Annotated in this window: 14 protein-coding genes, 8 pseudogenes and 1 riboswitch; of the genes and pseudogenes, 12 read left to right on the forward strand and 10 right to left on the reverse strand. The window is 71.5% G+C overall.

All coding sequences use genetic code 11. The features are described from left to right. The first annotated feature begins 20 nt into the window (after window positions 1-20). The 5 genes and pseudogenes from KTR66_RS20080 to KTR66_RS20100 all read left to right on the forward strand — a co-directional run. Window positions 21-1,076, forward strand: a complete 1,056-nt coding sequence (locus tag KTR66_RS20080; RefSeq protein ID WP_213615761.1) for a sugar phosphate isomerase/epimerase — start codon at window positions 21-23, stop codon at window positions 1,074-1,076. Beyond that, complete coding sequence (locus KTR66_RS20085) at window positions 1,076-2,212, forward strand: Gfo/Idh/MocA family protein (protein ID WP_213615763.1); 1,137 nt, start codon at window positions 1,076-1,078, stop codon at window positions 2,210-2,212. Before KTR66_RS20080 ends, KTR66_RS20085 begins: the two co-directional genes overlap by 1 nt. A gap of 8 nt (window positions 2,213-2,220) precedes the next feature. Next, window positions 2,221-3,642 (forward strand): xylulokinase, encoded by a 1,422-nt coding sequence (gene xylB, locus KTR66_RS20090; RefSeq protein ID WP_213615765.1) that lies wholly within the window; start codon window positions 2,221-2,223, stop codon window positions 3,640-3,642. Beyond that, on the forward strand, window positions 3,639-4,928 hold the full coding sequence (xylA, locus tag KTR66_RS20095; RefSeq protein WP_213615767.1) for a xylose isomerase: 1,290 nt from the start codon (window positions 3,639-3,641) through the stop codon (window positions 4,926-4,928). Before xylB ends, xylA begins: the two co-directional genes overlap by 4 nt. Before the next feature lie 166 nt (window positions 4,929-5,094). Beyond that, a pseudogene (locus KTR66_RS20100) lies at window positions 5,095-5,393 on the forward strand (transposase); the annotation flags it as partial. Here KTR66_RS20100 and KTR66_RS24900 read toward each other — a convergent pair. The 7 genes and pseudogenes from KTR66_RS24900 to KTR66_RS25330 form a co-directional block, all read right to left on the reverse strand. Continuing rightward, window positions 5,387-5,527, reverse strand: a pseudogene (locus tag KTR66_RS24900) (IS3 family transposase); the annotation flags it as partial. The pseudogenes KTR66_RS20100 and KTR66_RS24900 sit on opposite strands and share 7 nt — an antisense overlap. 196 nt (window positions 5,528-5,723) lie before the next feature. Next, on the reverse strand, window positions 5,724-6,488 hold the full coding sequence (locus KTR66_RS20105; protein WP_213615771.1) for an ABC transporter ATP-binding protein: 765 nt from the start codon (window positions 6,486-6,488) through the stop codon (window positions 5,724-5,726). Further along, the gene (locus KTR66_RS20110) at window positions 6,485-7,453 is read right to left on the reverse strand and encodes an iron ABC transporter permease (RefSeq protein WP_213615773.1); all 969 of its coding nucleotides are present in this window, start codon (window positions 7,451-7,453) and stop codon (window positions 6,485-6,487) included. Before KTR66_RS20110 ends, KTR66_RS20105 begins: the two co-directional genes overlap by 4 nt. Beyond that, window positions 7,450-8,352: an ABC transporter substrate-binding protein gene (locus tag KTR66_RS20115; RefSeq protein ID WP_213615775.1), complete on the reverse strand. Its 903-nt coding sequence runs from the start codon at window positions 8,350-8,352 to the stop codon at window positions 7,450-7,452. Before KTR66_RS20115 ends, KTR66_RS20110 begins: the two co-directional genes overlap by 4 nt. Then, on the reverse strand, window positions 8,353-10,536 hold the full coding sequence (locus KTR66_RS20120) for a TonB-dependent receptor (RefSeq protein WP_213615777.1): 2,184 nt from the start codon (window positions 10,534-10,536) through the stop codon (window positions 8,353-8,355). Next, a complete protein-coding gene (locus KTR66_RS20125) occupies window positions 10,536-11,309 on the reverse strand; it encodes a class I SAM-dependent methyltransferase (protein WP_213615779.1) in 774 nt (257 codons plus the stop codon). Before KTR66_RS20125 ends, KTR66_RS20120 begins: the two co-directional genes overlap by 1 nt. A gap of 121 nt (window positions 11,310-11,430) precedes the next feature. Further along, window positions 11,431-11,672, reverse strand: a riboswitch (cobalamin riboswitch). A gap of 109 nt (window positions 11,673-11,781) precedes the next feature. Next, window positions 11,782-12,117: pseudogene (locus KTR66_RS25330) on the reverse strand (DUF1636 family protein); the annotation flags it as partial. A gap of 259 nt (window positions 12,118-12,376) precedes the next feature. Between KTR66_RS25330 and KTR66_RS20135 the strand changes: the two are divergent. The 3 genes and pseudogenes from KTR66_RS20135 to KTR66_RS20145 form a co-directional block, all read left to right on the forward strand. Next, window positions 12,377-13,195 carry an aminotransferase class I/II-fold pyridoxal phosphate-dependent enzyme gene (locus KTR66_RS20135; protein WP_213615781.1) on the forward strand — a complete coding sequence of 273 codons (819 nt, stop codon included), beginning with the start codon at window positions 12,377-12,379 and terminating at the stop codon, window positions 13,193-13,195. Continuing rightward, window positions 13,192-14,159: pseudogene (gene cbiB / locus KTR66_RS20140) on the forward strand (adenosylcobinamide-phosphate synthase CbiB). The gene KTR66_RS20135 and the pseudogene cbiB overlap by 4 nt, the downstream one beginning before the upstream one ends. Window positions 14,160-14,237: 78 nt before the next feature. Continuing rightward, window positions 14,238-14,627, forward strand: a pseudogene (locus KTR66_RS20145) (cobyrinic acid a,c-diamide synthase); the annotation flags it as partial. Window positions 14,628-14,666: 39 nt separating this feature from the next. Here KTR66_RS20145 and KTR66_RS20150 read toward each other — a convergent pair. Both KTR66_RS20150 and KTR66_RS20155 read right to left on the reverse strand, forming a co-directional pair. Beyond that, window positions 14,667-14,825: pseudogene (locus tag KTR66_RS20150) on the reverse strand (phage terminase large subunit family protein); the annotation flags it as partial. 2 nt (window positions 14,826-14,827) lie between these two features. Further along, on the reverse strand, window positions 14,828-15,247 hold the full coding sequence (locus KTR66_RS20155; RefSeq protein WP_249732286.1) for a hypothetical protein: 420 nt from the start codon (window positions 15,245-15,247) through the stop codon (window positions 14,828-14,830). A gap of 155 nt (window positions 15,248-15,402) precedes the next feature. On the opposite strand from KTR66_RS20155, the gene KTR66_RS20160 reads away from it, so the two are divergent. Next, window positions 15,403-15,633: a type II toxin-antitoxin system ParD family antitoxin gene (locus KTR66_RS20160; protein WP_213615783.1), complete on the forward strand. Its 231-nt coding sequence runs from the start codon at window positions 15,403-15,405 to the stop codon at window positions 15,631-15,633. After that, window positions 15,630-15,863, forward strand: a pseudogene (locus tag KTR66_RS25335) (type II toxin-antitoxin system RelE/ParE family toxin); the annotation flags it as partial. The gene KTR66_RS20160 and the pseudogene KTR66_RS25335, both read left to right, overlap by 4 nt. 108 nt (window positions 15,864-15,971) lie before the next feature. Here KTR66_RS25335 and KTR66_RS20170 read toward each other — a convergent pair. Further along, window positions 15,972-17,228 (reverse strand): annotated as a pseudogene (locus tag KTR66_RS20170) (site-specific DNA-methyltransferase); the annotation flags it as partial. A gap of 278 nt (window positions 17,229-17,506) precedes the next feature. On the opposite strand from KTR66_RS20170, the gene KTR66_RS20175 reads away from it, so the two are divergent. Together KTR66_RS20175 and KTR66_RS20180 are read left to right on the forward strand one after the other, a co-directional pair. Further along, window positions 17,507-18,151, forward strand: coding sequence for a DJ-1/PfpI family protein (locus KTR66_RS20175; protein ID WP_213615785.1), 645 nt, complete (start codon window positions 17,507-17,509; stop codon window positions 18,149-18,151). Further along, window positions 18,148-19,191: a phosphotriesterase gene (locus KTR66_RS20180; RefSeq protein ID WP_213615787.1), complete on the forward strand. Its 1,044-nt coding sequence runs from the start codon at window positions 18,148-18,150 to the stop codon at window positions 19,189-19,191. The genes KTR66_RS20175 and KTR66_RS20180 overlap by 4 nt, the downstream gene beginning before the upstream one ends. Window positions 19,192-19,201 lie beyond the last annotated feature (10 nt).

The following is a 19,201-nucleotide window of genomic DNA, read 5'->3' on the forward strand; positions in this document are numbered from 1 at the left end:
GCAACGGGAGGACGTGCAGGATGCGAACCATCAAGGGCCCCGCCATTTTCCTCGCGCAGTTCGCGGGGGATGAGGCGCCGTTCAACTCGCTCGACGCGATCGCCGCCTGGGCGGCCTCGCTCGGCTTCAAGGGCGTGCAGATCCCCTCCTGGGACGCGCGGCTCTTCGACCTCGCCAAGGCCGCCGAAAGCCGCGCCTATTGCGAGGAGGTGCAGGGCACGCTCGCGAAGCACGGGCTGGTGGTGACGGAGCTGTCCACGCATCTGCAGGGCCAGCTCGTCGCCGTGCATCCGGCCTATGACGCGGCCTTCGATGGCTTCGCCGCACCCGCCGTGCGCGGCAACCCCGCGGCGCGGCAGGAATGGGCGGTGGAGCAGATGCGCCTCGCCGCCCGCGCCTCCCGCAACCTGGGGCTGACGGCGCATGCGAGCTTCTCGGGCGCGCTGGCCTGGCCCTTCGTCTATCCCTGGCCGCAACGGCCGGCGGGCCTCGTCGAGACGGCCTTCGCGGAGCTGGCGCGGCGCTGGCGGCCCATCCTGGACGCCTTCGACGAGGCGGGCGTGGATGTCTGCTACGAGATCCACCCGGGCGAGGACCTGCATGATGGGGCCTCCTTCGAGATGTTCCTAGACGCGGTGGGGAACCACCCGCGCGCGAACATCCTCTACGACCCCAGCCACTTCGTGCTGCAGGCGCTCGATCACCTGGCCTTCCTCGACATCTACCGCGAGCGCATCCGCATGTTCCACGTCAAGGACGCGGAGTTCCGGCCCACCGGGCGCGTCGGCGTCTATGGCGGCTACCAGCCCTGGGTGGATCGCGCGGGGCGCTTCCGTTCGCTCGGCGATGGGCAGGTGGACTTCAAGGGCGTCTTCTCCAAGCTCGCGCAATACGGCTTCGACGGCTGGGCGGTGCTGGAGTGGGAGTGCTGCCTGAAGCACCCCGAGGACGGCGCGCGCGAGGGCGCGAAGTTCATCGCCGAGCACATCATCCGCGTGACCGAGAAGGCCTTCGACGACTTCGCCTCCGGCGGCACCGACGAGGCGGCGAACCGCAAGCTGCTGGGGATCGGCTGATGGCGCGCCGCATCCGCTACGCGATGGTGGGCGGCGGGCGCGGCGCCTTCATCGGCGGCGTGCACCGCATGGCCGCACGCCTCGACGACCGGTTCGAGCTGGTGGCCGGCGCCCTCGCCTCCGATCCCGCACGGGCCATCGAGAGCGCCGCGGATCTCGGCATCCGCGGCTACCCCGATTTCGCGGCGATGATCGCGGGCGAGGCCGCCCGGCCCGACGGGGCGGAGGCCGTCTCCATCGTCACGCCCAACCACATGCACCACGCGCCCGCGAAGGCGGCGCTGGAGGCCGGCTTCGACGTCATCTGCGACAAGCCGCTGGCACTTACGGTCGCGGAAGCCGAAGACCTGGTGGAGACGGTGCGCCGCACGGGCCGGGTCTTCGTGCTCACGCACAACTACTCGGGCCATCCGATGGTGCGTCAGGCGCGCGCCATGGTCGCGGCTGGCGAGCTGGGCGCCATCCGCGTGGTGCAGGTGGAGTATCCGCAGGACTGGCTCTCCACGAAGCTCGAGGACACGGGCCAGAAGCAGGCCGGCTGGCGCACCGACCCGGCGCGGGCGGGGCTCGGCGGCTCGCTCGGGGACCTCGGCACCCACGCGCATCACCTCGCGGAATTCGTCACCGGACTGCGCGTCGAAAGCGTGCTGGCGGACCTGCAGAGCTTCGTGGAGGGCCGGCCGGTGGACGACAATGCGCAGCTGCTGCTGCGCTTCGCCGGCGGCGCGCGCGGCATGCTCTGGTCCTCCCAGGTCGCGCCCGGCAACGAGAACGCGCTGCGCCTGCGCGTCTATGCCGAGAAGGGCGGCCTCGCCTGGAGCCAGGAGCACCCGAACCAGCTGCTCCACACGCCGCTGGGCGAGGCGCCGCGCGTACTGGCGCGCGCCGTGGGCGCGCTGCACCCGGCCGCGGGCCATGCCACGCGCATCCCGGCTGGCCATCCTGAAGGCTATCTGGAGGCCTTCGCCCAGCTCTACCGCGACGCGGCCGAGCAGATCGCCGCACGGCGTGAGGGCCGCGCGCCCGACCCGCTCTGCTGCGCCACGCCGACGGTGGAGGATGGGCTGCGCGGCATGCGCTTCGTCGCCGCCGCCGTCGCCTCCTCCCGGGCGGGCGGCGCCTGGACGCCGGTCTGACCCGCGCGATGTTCCTGGGCGTGGACCTCGGTACCTCGGCCGTGAAGGCGGTGCTGCTGGACGCGGCGGGGGGGCTGGCCGCCCAGGCCTCCGCGCCGCTCGCCGTCAGCCGGCCGCAGCCACGATGGTCCGAGCAGGACCCCGAGGATTGGTGGCGCGCGGCGACCCTTGCCGTCCTCGCCCTGCCCGAGGCGCTGCGCGCGCGCGTCATGGCCGTGGGACTCTCCGGCCAGATGCACGGCGCGGTGCTGCTGGACGGCCAGGATCGCGTGCTGCGCCCCGCCATCCTCTGGAATGACGGGCGCGCGGCGGCGGAATGCGCCGCACTCAACGCGGCGGCGCGGCGCATCGCGGGCAACCGCGCGATGCCCGGCTTCACCGCGCCCAAGCTGCTCTGGGCGCGGGCGCGGGAGCCAGGGGTCTTCGCGGCCACGCGCCGCGTGCTGCTGCCGAAGGACTGGCTGCGCCTGCGCCTGACGGGCGAGGCGGTCTCCGAGATGTCGGACGCGGCGGGCACGCTCTGGCTCGACGTCGCGGCGCGCGACTGGTCGGAGGAGATGCTGGCGCTCACCGGCCTCTCCCGCGCCGCGATGCCGCGCCTCGTGGAGGGCAGCGCCGTCTCGGCGCGCGTCACCGCGGAGGATTGGGGCATCCCGCGCGGCGTGCCCGTCGCGGGCGGGGCGGGCGACAACGCCGCCGGCGCCGTCGGGCTTGGCTGCGTCACGCCCGGCGAGGCCTTCGTCTCGCTCGGCACCTCGGGCGTGATCTTCGTGGCCGATGCCACGCCGCGCCCCGATCCCGCGCGGACGGTGCACGCCTTCTGCCACGCGCTGCCGGGCCTTTGGCACCGGATGGCCGTGATCCTCTCGGCCGGCGGCGCGCTGGCCTGGGCGGCAACGGTGCTGGGCGCGGAGGAGGCGGTGCTGGCGGCGGAGGCCGAGGCGGCCGCACCAAGCCGCGTCCTCTTCCTTCCCTACCTCGCGGGCGAGCGCACACCGCATGACGATGCCGCCGCCTGCGGCACCTGGTTCGGGCTGGAGGCGGGCACGACGCGCGGCCAGATGGCACGCGCCGTGATGCAGGGCGTGGCCTTCGCGCTGGCCGATGGGCTGGCGGCGCTGGAGGCGGAGGGCGGGCGCATCCCGCGCCTTTCCCTCATCGGCGGCGGTGCGCGCTCGACGCTCTGGGCGCGGCTGCTGGCGGCCGCCCTCGACCGTCCGCTCGACCTTGTGGCCGACCCCGGCGTGGGGCCGGCGCTGGGCGCGGCGCGGCTCGCCATGATCGCCGCCGGCGCCGAGGTGCGCGCGGTCTGCACGCGGCCGCCCGTCACCGGCGAGGTGCTCCCCGAACCCGCACTGGCGGAGGGACGCGACGCCTGGCGCCGCCTCTATCCGCTGCTCCGCCCGCTCATGCAGGAGACCGCCCGATGAGTACGATCTTCGACGCGCTGCCGCGCGTGCCCTTCATCGCGCCCGACAGCCGCGAGGAGCTGTGCTTCCGCCACTGGCGCCCGGAGGAGGTGGTGCTCGGCCGCCCGATGGGCGACTGGCTGCGTCCGGCCGTCGCCTACTGGCACAGCTTCGTGGGCACCGGGGCCGATCCCTTCGGCGCGCCCACCCTGCCGCGCCCCTGGGACGACAGCATGGACGGCGCCCGCGCGAAGGCCGAGGCCGCCTTCGCCTTCATGGAGCGGCTGGGCCTGCCCTTCTTCTGCTTCCACGACCGCGACGTGGCGCCGGAGGGCGCGAGCCTGCGCGAAGGTGTGCGCCACCTCGACGCGATGGCCGAGGTGCTGCAGGCCCACATGGCGCGCACCGGCATCCGGCTGCTCTGGGGCACGGCCAACCTCTTCTCTCACCCGCGCTACATGGCGGGGGCGGCCACCAACCCCGACCCCGAGGTCTTCGCCTGCGCCTGCGTGCAGGTGCGCCACGCCATGGAGGTGACGCAGCGGCTCGGCGGCGAGAACTACGTGCTCTGGGGCGGGCGCGAGGGCTACGACACGCTGCTCAACACCGACTTGGCGCGGGAGGACGCGCAGCTCGGCCGCTTCCTCAACCTCGTCGTCGAGCACAAACACCGCATCGGCTTCACGGGCACGCTGCTGATCGAGCCCAAGCCGCATGAGCCGACGAAGCACCAGTACGACCGCGACGTGGCCACCGTGTACGGCTTTCTCGCCCGGCACCGCCTGCTGGGCGAGGTGAAGGTCAACATCGAGGCGAACCACGCGACGCTCGCCGGCCATTCCTTCGAGCATGAGATCGCCATGGCGGCGTCGCTCGGGCTGCTCGGCTCCGTGGACATCAACCGCGGGGATCCGCAGAACGGCTGGGACACGGACCAGTTCCCGACCAACGCCCAGGAGCTGGTGCCGGCCATGCTGGAAATCCTGCGCGCGGGCGGCCTCGGCAGCGGCGGGTTCAACTTCGACGCCAAGCTGCGCCGCCAGTCGGTCGCGGTGGATGACCTGCTGCACGCCCATGTGGGCGGGATGGACAGCTGCGCCGAGGCGCTGCGCTGGGCGGCAAGGCTGATCGAGGATGGCCGCCTCGAGACCGCGCGGCGCGCGCGCTACGCCGGCGAGCCCTGGACGGGGACGCTCGCGGACATCGCCGACGCGGCCCTGGCGCGCGACATCGCGCCGCAGCCGCGCTCTGGCCGTCAGGAGAGGCTCGAGAACCTGGTCGCTGCCGCTGCGCGACCCAGCGCCTGACCGTCCGTCCATCGAGGGAGGCGGCGGAGGGCTCTTCAGCCTGCCCCCGCTCGTCGAGCATCGCCGGTTGGGTCTCAGATCAGCGTGGTCCTGCCCTGAAATCTGGTCGGGCGGGAGCGGGAGCTTTTCGGACACGATGATCCTCCGAGCAGGGGGGGGCGGTGCCATGAAGCAAGGACGATATACCGACGAACTGATCGCCTTTGCGCTGCGGCAGGCCGAGGGCGGCACGGCGGTGACCAAGATCTGCCGGAAGCTCGGGATTTCGGAGCCGACCTTCTGCCGGTGGAAGAAGCAGTTCGCCGGGATGAGCGTCGTGGAGATCCGCCGGCTGAAGCAGCTCGAGGAGGAGAACGCCAAGCTCAAGCGGCTGGCGGCCGACCTGAGCCTGGACAAGAACATGCCGCAGGATGTCCTGCGAAAAACATGGTGAGGCCCGCCCTCCGCCGCGACGTGGTGCGCCACCGGTAGTGCGTCGGCGCCGTCACCCCGATCGCGCGCACCGCCTCCGCCACCGTCCTCCACTGACCGATCAGCACCTCGGCCTGCCGGAGCTTCGCCACGATCTCCTCCGGCGTGTGCGCGTTCTTCCGCGCCATCCCAGTCCCCCCTTCGCTGCTGCCGGATTACATCACCGGCGGACCGCTTCTACGGGGGCAGGTCAAGCCCGGATGGCGTTTGTTTCTCATGCCAAGGATGAGGTGCGACTTGGTACGCACAGTCTCTTGAGCCGTTGCCCCATCCGCCGACAAAGCTTGCGTCGCCGCCCATAGCGAAGCGACCCGAGCTTCCACGTCAGCCCTGCGGCCTACGCACCGCCAACACCACCGCGGAGCCGTCCGCTGCGTGAAGGCGCTCAAATTCGATCCCAAAGATGTCCTCCAGCACACCCGGAGCGGACATGGCGGATGGCACGCCCTCGCCGCGGATGCGACCGCCGCCCATCGCAGCGATGCGGTCGCACCAGCGGAAGGCCAGGTTCAGGTCGTGGACCACGACGGCCACCGCCGCACCCATTGCCGCGCGGCCTTTCAGCAGCGCCATCAGGGCGGCGGCTTGGCCGATGTCCAGTGCGGCAGCTGGCTCATCCGCCAGGATCACGCCCGGCGAGGGGGCGAGCACGGCGGCCGCGAGGCTGCGCCCCCTTTCGCCTCCAGAAAGGCTTGACCACCGGCGCTCCAGCAGCGGCTCGAGCCCGTGCTGGGCTGCCAGGGCGGAAAGGCCCGCCATGCCCTGCGGCGTTCGATCCAGGCCAAGGCGAAGCAATTCCGTGACGCGATAATCCCAGTGCGGCGTGAAATGCTGCGGAAGGTAGCCCAGCCGCCTTGCCCTTTCGTGGGCCGGCCATTGCATCAGCGGCCGGCCGAGCAAGGTGATCTCGCCCCGGTCAGGCCGGTCCAGCCCCGCGAGCATCCGTACAAGCGTGGATTTTCCGGCGCCATTCGGGCCAATGATGCCAAGCACCTCGCCGGATCTGAGCGCCAGCGAGGCCGCCTCGACCAATGTCTTGCCGCCTGCCCAGCGGCTAACATCCCTTGCCTGCAGGGCCACGCCGCTCATCGCCGCCGCGCCTCGCGCGCCAGGATCAGCAGAAAGAAGGGTGCGCCGATGAGGGCGGTCACCAAGCCCAGCGGGATTTCTGCGGGTGGCAGCACCGCCCGAGCCGCGCCGTCGCACAGCATCGCGAGCGTTGCGCCGATGGCCGCGGCGCGCGGCATCAACGGCGCGTGCAGAGCGCCCACCTGCCAGCGCGCGAGATGTGGCGCCATCAGGCCCACAAACCCGACCAGCCCGCCCCAGACGACACTGACGGCAACAACGAAGGCACCGGCCAGCACGGCTAGGGCAACAAAGCGCCGCACCTGGAGACCAAAGGATTCCGCGACCGCCTCGCCCAGCCCCAGCAGGTCCAGCCCCCGCGCCAATGCCAGGCAGAGCAGCAAGGCGGCGCCGGTCAGCCCTGCCAGCAGCGCCAGTTGCGGCCAGGCTGGCGTCTGCACGCCGCCCAGCGCCCAGGACAGGACGGCTTGCAAGCTCACCGTCTCATCGGAGAGTGCCAGCATCAGAAAGGAGCGCATCGCCCCCAGCACGGCCGCCACCGCGACGCCCGCCAGCAGCAGGGCAGCGATCGAGGCGGGCCCCGCCAGCCGCGCCAGCGCCAGCACCAGCCACGTCGCGCCCCAGGCGCCTGCAAAGGCCAAAGCTGGCAGGGCCAGGCTGCTCGGCACGGGCAGCGCCACCAGCAGGGCCACCGTCGCCCCCATCGCCGCCCCTCCCGCGGAGCCCAGCAGGTAGGGCTCGGCCAGAGGGTTGCGGAACACGCCCTGGAAGACCACGCCGCCCAGGGCCAGCAGCGCACCCACGCAGCCTGCCGCCAGCACCCGCGGCATTCGCCATTGCCAAATCAGTTGCGCCAGGGGCTGACCTGGGTCGCGCAGCACGGACCAAGCCTCGGCCGGAGAGAGTGTCTCGGCGCCCAGCAACAGGCCGGCCAACAGGCCGAGCGGCGGCAGCAGCCAAGTCATGTGGCGAAGGCCCCCGGGTGCAGCCAGCGGGCGAGGGCCTCCACCCCATCCACCACGCGCGGCCCGGGGATGAGGAATTGCGCCCGCGCGACGAGATGCAGCCGCCCCTCGCGCACCGCGCGCAGGCCTTGGAAGCCGGTGCGGCGCGGCACCTCGGCCAGCTGGTCGGCCCGCCCGGCCAGGAGATAGGCGGCGGGGTCGGCGCGCAGGATCGCCTCGCCAGAGACCTGGGCCGGGCCCACCGCCGAGAGATCCGGAAACACGCTGGCGCCGCCGGCCAGGGCCAGAGCATCGGCCGTGTAGGTGCCAGGCCGCACCGTCCCGAAGACACCGCGCCCGGTCGAGGAGGTCTCCAGGAAGACCGGCACGGCCGCGCGCCCTGCCAGCCGCGTGGCGACGGCCGCAAGCCGTGCCTCCAGCCGGCCCACCAGCGCCTCAGCGGCGCCGTCTTGGCCGGTGGCGCGTCCGAGCAGCCGCAGATTGCCCAGCACCTGCGCGAGGTCGCGATGGGTGATGACCAGCACCGGCACGCCAATGCGCGCCATCGGCTCGCTCAGCGCATGGGCGGCATTGCGCGCGGGCGTCATCACCACGAGATCGGGGCGCAGCCGGGCGATGGCTTCGGCCGAGAAGCCGAGCCGCCCGCCCACCTTGGGCAGCGCCGCCGCCTGCGGCGGGAAGCGCGTGAAATCCTCGACGCCGACAATGGCATCGAGCGCGCCGATGGCGGCCAGCAGCTCCACATTGGAGGAGAAGATGGCGACGATCCGCCGCGGCGGCGCGGGCAGGGTCACCTCCCGCCCCAGCCCGTCCACCACCATGCGCGGCCAGCGCGCCGCCCGGGCATCGCGGCTGAGCCAGAGCGCGGGGGTCGCGAGCAACAGCCGGCGCGATGCCATTCAGAAGGTGAACCTCAGGCCACCGATGAATTCCCGCCCCGGCGCCGAATTGCCGCGCCCGCCATTGGCGAAGCGCGCATCGCCGAGGAAGGGCTCGGAAGCGGTCGCGATGAAGATCGGGTGGTAGTTCTTGTCGAGCAGATTGGTCACCGCGCCGAAGATCCGGATATTGGGCGCGCGCTCAGGGAGCGGCTGGAAGCTGCCGCGCAGGTTCCAGACCCAGAAGGCGCCTTTGCGGTGGATGAATTCGCGGTTCGGCTCGGCCTGCGGGATGAGCAGGTTTTCCTCCGTGTTGTAGTACATCGGGCCGCGGAGCACGCCTTGCAGCGTGAGGTCCCAGCGCGGCTGGCTGATCGTCGTGCCGATCGTCGCCTGGTAGCGGTACATGCGCTCCACATTGCGGGTATTCGCCGTGGGCGATGCGCCGTTGTCGCGCATGTCGAAGTTCCAGGAGCCATTGGCATAGGCCCGCCAGTTGAACTGCGTGATGCCGAACAGGCGCGCCACATCGCCATCCAGCTGGAACTCCAGGCCGCGCACTTCGACATCGCCGGGATTATTGGCCCAGTCGCTGGTATTGGCGACACCCGGGCGCAGGCGTGTGATGATGCGGTCGCTGATCGTGTTCTGGAACAGCGCCAGATCCAGGCGCAGCCCGGGCAGGAAGACGGCGGCCCCCACCTCGTATTGCAGGCTTTGCTCGGGGTTCAGATTGGGATTGCCGAAGGTGCGCCCGCCGCCCAGCGCGGTGAAGTCGGCCGCCAGCTCGGTGGCGGTGGGCGCGCGGAAGCCGGTCGCCGCATTGGCGCGCAGCGCGAGGAAGGAGACAGGCTGGTAGCTCGCACCGATGGACCAGGTGGTGGCGTCGTAATCCTGGCTGCCGGTGCGCTGCAAAGGCAGGTTGGGCGTCTGGTCGAAGGCGGTGTTGCCCCATGTCTGCCGCACGCCGCCGCGCAGGGTCACCTGGTTGTCGAAAAGCCGCTGCGAGATCTCGGCATAGAGTCCGGCACTGCTGTCGGTCTGATCATTGTCCATCGGCGCCACCTGGGTGGTGATGCCACTGCCGGGCAGGCCGCGCCGCTCGCGCGTCGAGCGCAGGGTCGAGCGCTCCAGATCCAGCCCCACCAGCAGGTCGGCCCCCTCCCAGAGCCGCATCGAGGGTTGCAGCCGCAGCCCCAGGATGTCGAGCGTGCGGGTGTTGTTGTCGAGGTCCGTGCCAGGGACGGGCAGGCCCGCCGCGCTGCGCTGCACGGGCGAGCGCCAGCGGAAGGCGTCCACGTCGCGCACCGCATAGGCCTGGCCATCCCAGCGGAAGCGGCCATCCTCGGTCGCGCCATTGAGGAAGATGTCGGCGGAGGCGTTGCTGCGATCCTCGCGATTGGTGGTGTTCCAGCCCGAGCCACGGAAGCCCGCGTCATAAATGCCATCGGTCCGCAGCGAGGTACCGATGCGGCCGATGGGCGTCTCGATGCCGAGCGCGGCCAGGCCGCCCAGGCGGTTCCACTGCGTGCCTTGCTGCACGCCGCCGTCATCGCCCGCGCGGTAGCTGTCCCGCCGCCCGCCATAGAAGCCGGCGTAGACATCGCCGCCCTGCACATCGCCGCCGGTGAAGCGCGTGCCGTAGCGCGCACGGCCCTCGGCCAGGCCCCAGGAGCCCAGGCCCAGTTCCGCGAAACCGCCGGGTGAGGTGCGGCCATCGCGCATGATCAGGTTGATCACGCCGCCCAGCGCGCCGCTGCCATAGACCACGCTGGCCGGGCCGCGCACGATCTCGATCCGCTCGATCTCGGCCGGGCTGAGCTTCGAGAGATTGGCCGTGCCGGCGCGGCGGCCATTGATCAGCACCAGCACCTGGCTGCGGAAATCCCGCCCCTGGCCGTCCGAGGCGCCGCCACGGATGTTCAGGCTGGTCTGCCCTGGCGTCCAGGTGCTGAAGAAGCCGACGGCGTTCTCGGCCAGCAGGTCGGTCACATTCTGCGCGACGCTGCGGCGGATCACCTCCTGGTCAATCACCTGCACGGTGCCGGCCAATTGCGAGCGCGGGGTGGGCAGGCGCGTCGCGGTGACGACGACATCATCCAGGGCGGCGGCGCTGGGGAAGCGCACCACCGGCTCGGCCGCGGTTTGGGCCTGGGGCGCCGTCACGGGCAGGATTACGGCCAGAGTGGCCAGAGCGCGGCGCATCAGGCGAGATCCCAGATCAGGAGGGCGGAGAGTTTCGGGGCGGCCACTTCGATGCCGCCATCGGGCAGGGGCTTGGCATGGCTCGCCAGGACATCATGAATGGTGGCGCGGCAGGCGGCGCCGGGCGGCAAGGCCAGTTGCATCGCGCAATGCTCGGTCGCGGCGGCCACGTCGGCAAAGCGGGCGCGGAAGGTCCAGGGCGCTGTGAGAATGCGCGTGGGCGCCGCCGCATGGCCCAGCGCGTCCAGCACAAACTCCATGCCGGGGCGCTCACTCTCGCCATGCAGATGCGCGGGCAGGGCGCCGCTCAGGCACCAGCGGCGGGGCCCCGGCTGGGCCGGCACCAGCCAGATGACGCGCTGCCGCGCCAGCGCGCGCATGTGGCGCAGCAGGGCATGGGGGTGGCTCTGCGTCGCGCCGATATTGGCGGCCCAGACCCAATCATGCCGGGCGAGGCCAAGCTGGGGCAGCATCTCCCATGTGGCATCATGCACGGACATGGCGCGCTGCTCGCGTCGGGCCAGGCGGCCCAGGCGGGCGCGCAGGTAGCGGCTGGGCTCGATCGCCGTCCAGCGGGCATCATGGTGCAGCCAGGGGGCCACCGGGTGGCCGGCGCCGGCGCCGATGTCGAGCAGGCTGGCCGGGCGCGCATCGCCGAGCGCCTGGGCCACGGCCTGCCCGTAATCTGACCGGTCCAGCGCCTGGGCGTAGAAGCGCGCCGCGCGGTCAGGCCAGACGGCAGCGGCGGGTTGCAGCGCGTGCAACTCAGACATGGGGGCTCAACCCGGCTGGCGTGGCCTGCGGCAAGGCGTGGCGAATGGGCGCGGGAATACCGCCATGGCCGTTCTCCGTCCCCGAGGCACCCAGCCCGGATCGCAGGGTTGCACCGCGGCCGGGGCCGTCCGTGGCGTGGGCAGGTCTCCTGGCTTGCGGGTCAACGCCTCCGGCCCTCCCTTCCCACAGGATTTCTCCCGCAGTGGTGCCAGGCCGCGGGTGCGGCTTGGCGCGGACCGGCAACTCGCCGCCGACAGTTGCTGGGGCAGCGACCGACTTGCCATCCCGGGCAAAGGCCGGGGGCAGCGCACGGTCTTCCCTCTTTCGCCCGTTCGCACGGGACCAACGCACGGGAACAGCAGCTACTGTCCCATCGGCTGCGCAAGGCGATGCTCGCCTCGTCATTCCGGCCAGGTGATCACGGGAGGCGGGCCTGCCGGAGTCTGGAGCAGGGGGGCGGATGGGCGTCAGGGTAGCCGCCCGCAAGCGCTCGGGCCGCCTGGCGCGAGGCAGGTGGCCGAGCGGGCAGGCATGGTGAGCGGTGGCGACGGCGATCAGGTCGGACGTGCTTGGCACGTCGGCAGCCAGGTCGCCAAACACGTCGCCGATCTTGCCTTTGCCCATGACCGCAACCGCGCGGGCCCGCTGGCAGGCCGAAATGCAGGCCACTCGTGCCCATGCGACGGCGTCTGGCAGTTCGTCTGCGGCGAGGGCCCTCGGCAGGGCAGCGCCAGCGCGGGGGGCATCCGGTTCCGCCCCGGCTGGGCGGCATCGGGTGCGGACAAGCGCGATCATGGGCTTCGACATGCAGATGTGTTATAGTATAACATAACTATCCACAACCCACTTGCCCTCTGCGCGCGGCCGCAGGATTGTCCGCGTCTCATGAAGCCCTGCAATTCCGTGCCGATCGCGGCCCAGGGCGGCAATCTCTCGGCCGCGCGCCAGCGTTTCCCGCAGGCGCCGCACCCCTTTCTGGATCTCTCCACCGGCATCGCGCCGCGCAGCTACCCCGTGTCGTTGCTGCCGCCCGAGAGCTTCACACGCCTGCCAGAACCCGATTCCCATGCCGCGTTGTGCCGGCTGGCGGCGCTGCGTTACGGCGTGCCGCCGGGGCCAGGATTGTCGCGGCACCGGCACGCAGATCCTGCTGCCGATGCTGGCCGCGCTGCGCCCACCCGGCATCGCGCGCATCCTGGGCCCTACCTATGCCGAGCACGCCCGCGCTGCCGCCCTCGCAGGCCATGAGACGCGCGAGGTCGAAACGCTCGACGCCCTGACACCGGCCACGCTGGCGACGGTGGTGAACCCCGACAATCCGACCGGCCGCGTGCTCGATGCGCGAACCCTCGGCGTGCTGGCGGCTGCGCAACGTGCTGCGGGCGGGCTGCTGGTCGTGGACGAGGCCTTCCACGATGCCACCCCTGAATGGCTCACAGCCATCCCGCTGGTGCCGGGTGGCGCTGTCGTGGTGCTGCGCTCCTTTGGCAAGTTCCATGGGCTCGCCGGGGTGCGGCTGGGCTTTGCCGTGGCGGCGGATGCCGTGGCGGAGCATCTGGAAGCGCTGCTCGGCCCCTGGGCCGTCGCTGGGCCGGCGCTTCTGGCCGGCCTGGCTGCCTTTGCCGATGAGCCTTGGGCCCAAGGGCAGCGCGTGCATCTGCGCCAATCGGCGGCGCGGCTGGATCGCGTGCTGGCGCATGGCGGGCTGCGGGTGCTGGGCGGCACGCCGCTGTTTCGCCTTGTCCAGGCGCCGCCCGGCACCCATGCGCGCCTGGGTCGCGCCGGCATTCTGGTGCGCGAATTCCCGCATTGGCCGGATCGCCTGCGGATCGGCCTGCCGGCGGATGAGGCAGGCTTCGCCCGGCGGGCCGGGGCGCTGGCGTGATCACCCTTGCCCTGCTCGCGCTGCTGCTGGAAGCGGCGCTGGGCTATCCGCAGCGCCTGGTGGATCGCATCGGCCATCCCGTCATCTGGATCGGGCGGTCGATCTCGGCGATGGACCGCGGCTGGAACAAAGCCACGCGCGGCTTCGCCACCCGGCGCGCGGCGGGGGTGGCGGCGCTGCTGCTGCTGATGGGGGTGGCCGGCGGGGTGGGCTTCGCGCTGCAATCGGCGCTGCTTGCCCTGCCTCTTGGGCTCCTGGCCGTGGCCCTTGTGGCCAGCAGCCTGCTGGCCCAGCGCAGCCTGCATGACCATGTGGCGCGCGTGGCCGTGGCGTTGGAACAGCACGGGCTGGAGGCAGGGCGCGAGGCGGTCTCCCACATTGTGGGCCGTGACCCGCTATCCCTGGACGAAGCCGGCGTGGCCCGCGCAGCGATCGAGAGCCTGGCCGAGAATTTCTCGGACGGCGTCGTGGCGCCCGCCTTCTGGCTGGCGGCGGCGGGCCTGCCCGGGGCCGCGATCTACAAGGCTGTGAACACGGCGGACAGCATGATCGGCCATCGCACTCCGCGTCATGAGGCCTTCGGTTGGGCCTCCGCCCGGCTGGATGACGTGCTGAACCTGCCGGCGTCGCGCCTCGCTGCCGGGTTGATTGTCGTCGCGGCCTGGTTGCAGCCGGGGGCCGATGCGCGCGGCGCCTTTCGGGCGGTGCTGCGTGACGCGGGGCGCACCGTTCGCCCAATGCCGGCTGGCCCGAGGCCGCGATGGCCGGCGCGCTCGGCCTCGCTCTGGCCGGCCCGCGGCGCTATGGCGGCGTGCTGGTCGAGGATGCCCTGATGGGCGATGGCCGCCGCGAAGCTTCCGCCGCCGATATCCGTGCGGCGCTGCGCCTGTATCGCCTGGCGGATGGCCTGATGGTCGGCCTGTTGCTGCTGGCCCTGGCGGCGCTGTTCATCGCGCGAGGTTGAGCAGCGCCGCGATGTCGAGATGCGCCTCCAGATGCGCGGCCAGGGCGTCCAGGCCAGCCGGCTGTTGGCCTGAGCGCGATGCGCGGTCTGGTCATCGCCGCACCGCGCTCGGGCGGTGGCAAGACGACGGTGACGCTGGGCCTGCTGGCCGCCTTCGCGGCCCGTGGCGTCGCCGTGCGCGCCGCCAAGATCGGCCCGGACTACATTGATACGGCCTTCCACGCCGCCGCCACCGGCAGGCCCGGCCTCAACCTTGATAGCTGGGCCATGCCGGCCAAGCTGCGTGATGCGCTGCTGGCGCAAGCGGCGGAAGGTGCGGAATTGCTGCTGGCCGAAGGGGCGATGGGCCTGTTCGACGGCATTCCCGCACCCGGTGGCCGGCGCGGCTCGGCGGCGGATCTCTGCGCGCGGCATGGCATGCCGGTGCTGCTGGTGCTCGATGTCGGCGGCCAGGCACAGACCGCCGCCGCCGTGCTGCGCGGCTTCGCCACCCATGACCCGGCCGTGCGGGTCGCCGGCGTGGTGCTGATAGGCATCCACCTCGTCCAGGAACAGGAAGCGCGCCGTCATCGAGCGAAGCCCGACCGCGCTGTTGGCGCCGGTCAGCACCAGGATGCCGCCCGGGAATTCCTTCGACAGCATGGTGTTGCCGCTGTCGCGGGCTCGCGTCAGTCCTCGCGCACGGCGTCGGCGGCGATGCCCTCGCTGATCACAAAGCCCGTCAGGTAAGGCAGCCCCGCCGGGATGCCGGTCTCGCGGCTGGTGCGGCGGCCGATGCGCCAGCCCATCCAGGTGGCGGTGGCGCGCGCGATGGCGTCCGGCAGGGTGGCGCCTGCGTGGAGGTGGTTGCTGACCTCGTCCGCGAAGTGGCGCCCGTGGCGGCTGTCGAGGAAGGCGCGCACCGAGTCCGGATCCGTGCCCGTCGCGTCGTGGATCGCGGCGAAGGCGATCGGCCAGGCGGCCGGGGCGCGCTCGCCCATCGTGCCCCAGCAGCCCCAGGCTTCGTTCTCGGTGGGGAGGATGGTGGGGTTGGTCATCGTCGTCTCCGTCGTGGTGCCGGGGGCCATCCCCTGCGTGTGACGGACCATTCGCGCTGCGGTGCGCGGGAGCCAAGCGAGATGCGGCGTTATCTTATTGCTATAATTGAACTTTCTCGATCATCAATCCCTGCCCGGCGGTGGCTCGCCACAGTCTCGCCTTGCCAATTCTTGCCAAGCCGGCCATCCTCCCGCGCATGGGCACGATGAACATCTCCCTCCCCGACGCGCTCAAGGCCTTCGTGGATGCGCAGGTCGAGACCGGCCTCTACGGCACCAGCAGCGAGTATGTCCGCGAGCTGATCCGCAAGGACCAGGATCGCCAGCGGTTGCGCGGCCTGCTGGAGGCAGGAGCCGCCTCGCGCCCGGCTGGCGTCGCCGATGACGCCTATTTTGAGCGGCTTCGCAGCCGGGTGCGCGGGCCGGCAGGGGCGTGACTGCGCGCCCTGTCGTCCCCCGGGAACTTGCACAGCAGGACATCGACGAGGCGATCGCTCATTACCAGGCCGAGGGCGGCGAGGTGCTGGCGCTGCGGTTCATCGATGCGTTGCAGCAGGCCTTCCGTCGCATCGGCACGCATCCCGGCATCGGATCGCTGCGCTACGCCTATGAGCTTGGCTTGGACGGGCTGCGCGCCTGGCCGGTGCGGCGTTTTCCCTTCGTCGTCTTCTATCGCGAGCAGCCCGACCACCTGGACGTCTGGCGCGTGCTGCACGCGGAGCGCGATATCCCCGCCTGGATGCAGGCGCCGGAGACGCCCCCGCACGCGGCGCCCGGTCCGCTGGCCGGCGATGATGGAGGTGCTGGCGCCAGCGAAGGGCTCGAACACGATGTCGCCTTCGTCGGCGTAGGCGCGCATCAGGAACTCGGGCAGCGCCACGGGAAACACTGCGGGGTGCTCGGTCTCGATGCCGCGCGCCTTGTGACGGGTGATGCGCAGCACGCTGTCCGGGATCCGGGTCTCCTGCACACCCTGGCCGGCGTGCTGCCATTCCCCGACTGTCCCGTCCTTGGCGCGCAGCCCGCCCTTCTCGGAATTCACGTGTCCCGCCCAACCGCAGGGGATGATCTTGTTCGGGCGGCGGGCCTCTCGATTGAAGTGGAACAGGAGCTCGAAGGCAGGCGACAGCCGCCCGTTCCAGTCGCCGGGCAGGCCGGGCCCCTGGTCCCAGGCGTACAGCCCAAACCGCCGCCAGCCTTGCGCGCGCATCCAGTCGAGCCAGCCCGACCAATAGGGCTGCCACTCATTGTCGCGATGGGTCAGCCCCAGGTTCGCCAGCACCTGCGCGTCACGCGCGAGCGCCGTGTCCAGGTGTGCGAACACGCCCTGCATGAGCGCGTCCCAATCCGAGACGCCGCCGGTCGTGTAGTCGCGCGGGTTGCCATAGGGCGGCGACGTGAAGAGCAACGCCGCGCGCTCTGGCCCCATCACACGCGCGATCGTGGACGGGTTGGTGCTGTCGCCGCAGGCGAGGCGGTGGTCGCCCATCCGCCAGATATCGCCGACCCGCGCGACGGCCTGGCGCGGCGGATCCGGTTCGGCGTCGGCAGGGTCATCCTCCGCCGCTGCCGCCTCCGTCCCCGCCGCGCCGTCCCCGCTCCCCTGAACCGCGGGCGCCGACAGGGCCTCGGGCGCGTCGCCGTCGGACACGGCATCTCCAGCCGCCGCGAGGATGTCCGCGAGTTCCCCCGCCGAGAAGCCGAGCGCGCCGAGGTCGATGTCCGGCACCGCCTGCACCGCGGCGAGCGCATCGCGCAGCAGCGCCTGATCCCAGGTCGCGTTCTCCGCGATGCGATTGTCGGTGAGGCGCAGCGCCTCCTTCTGCCCCGCCGACAGATGCCGCAGCACGATGGTCGGCACCTGCGCGATGCCGAGCGCCACCGCCGCCTCCAGCCGGCCATGACCGGCGATCAGCACGCCCGCCTCGTCGACCAGCAGCGGGGTGGTGAAGCCGAAGGCCAGCATGCTGGCCTTGATCTGCTCGATCTGCGCGGCGCCGTGCACGCGCGCGTTACCGGGGTGCGCCCGGATTCAGGCGCAGGGTCTGGCCGATCCGCCCATCGGCCCCAATCCCCTGTTGCGCCCTCGAGCCTCGACGGCCTCCAGGGCGAAGGGAAGGAGGGTCCGACAGGTCGGGGATCGGCTCTGGCTGGTTCGCCCCTGTCGTTGTTCGCCGGGGTTCACTTATGGTTGGCCTCTGTCTTGGGCGACACGCGATCGCCTTGATGCGATGGAGGTGATCGCCACCCTGCCGGGTGAGCGTGTGTTCCGTCCCGCCGCCGAGGGCGGCTGCACCCTGGGAGCCTGAGATGATCGACCTCTCCGCCCGCCGCTTCGGCTTCCTCTGCTACCCCGGCTTCGAGGAGCTGGACCTCATCGGCCCCTGGGAGATGGCCACCATGTGGCACAGCTATGCCAAGGGCCCCGCCTGTGTGACGGTGGCGGCCGAGGCGGGGCCGATGCGCTGCGCCAAGGGGCTCGAGGTGGTGGCGGCCCATGGCTACGCCGATTGCCCGCCGCTCGACTACCTGCTGGTGCCGGGCGGCTTCGCCGCCTTCGAGGTGATGAAGGACCCGGCGCTGATCGGCTTCCTGCAATCCCGCGCGGCCACGGCGCGCGCCGTGCTCTCGGTCTGCACCGGCTCCTTCATCCTCGCCGCGGCCGGGCTGCTGGAAGGCCGGCGCGCCACCTCGCATTGGAAGGGCCTGCCGCGCCTGCGCGAGATTTCGGGTGTGACGGTCGAGGAAGCGCGCTGGACGCAGGACGGGCCGATCTGGACCTCGGGCGGCGTCTCGGCGGGGATGGACCTGCTGCTCGGCTTCATCGCCGCCGAGGGGGGCGAGGATGCGGCCTCCGAGGTGCAGTGGAACGCAGAATATTATCCGGAGGGTCACACCTATGGCGCAGCGCACCGCAGCGCCCAGGCCCCGGCGTATCTGAAGGCCGGCGCATGAGGCTGACCCGCGACGCGCTGCGCGGCAAGGCGCAGACCGTCCTGGGCCTGGTAGACCCCGCCGAGCTCGGCCCCACGCTGATGCATGAGCACCTGCTCTGGGACATCCGCACGCCCGCCATGAAGGCGGATCCGGACCAGGGGCCGGAGATCACCCTCTGCAACTGCTTCGCCATCAACTACGGCACGCGCAAATCGCCCCGCAATTACCGCCTGACCTGCGAGGCCACGGCCACGGAGGAGCTGCGCGGCATGGTCGCCGCCGGCGGCCGGACGGTGGTGGAGCTCAGCTCCGGCGGGCTGGAGCCGCGCCCCAATGGCCTCGTCGCGCTGGCGCGCGATGCGGGCGTGCATGTCATCATGGGCTGCGGCCACTATGTCGAGGAATACCAGCCCCAGGCCAACCGCACCCGCAGCGTGGAGCACTTCGCCGCCGAGATGGTGGAGCAGGTCACGCTGGGCGCCTGGAACACCGATGTGCGCGCCGGCATCATCGGCGAGATCGGCTGCCAGGCGCCCTGGACCGAGCTGGAGCGGCGCGTCATGGCCGGCGCCGTGCTGGCGATGGGTGAGACGGGCGCGGCGCTGAATGTCCATCCCGGCCGCCATCCGGACCAGCCGCAGGAGGTGGCGGATTTCATCCGCGCCCATGGCGCCGATCCCGGCCGCGTCATCATCAGCCATATCGACCGCACGATCTTCGATGCCGATCGCCTGCTGCGCCTGGCCGACAGTGGCGTGGTGATCGAGTTCGACCTCTTCGGCCAGGAGCAGTCCTATTATTCGCTCGCCGACATCGACATGCCCAATGACGCGATCCGCCTGCGCTGGATCCGGCAGTTGATCGAGCACGGGCATCTGGAGCGCGTCGTGATCAGCCATGACATCTGCTACCAGTCGCGCCTCACGCGCTATGGCGGCCATGGCTATGGCCACATCTTCGCGAACGTGGTGCCGATGATGCGCCGGCGCGGTTTTTCCGAGGCGGAGATCGACGCAATCCTGGTGGCCAATCCGCGCCGCCTTCTCACCTTCGTCTGACGAGGCGCCG

Origin of the sequence: Roseococcus sp. SDR (assembly GCF_019083995.1) — a bacterium.
Taxonomy (GTDB): Bacteria; Pseudomonadota; Alphaproteobacteria; order Acetobacterales; family Acetobacteraceae; genus Roseococcus.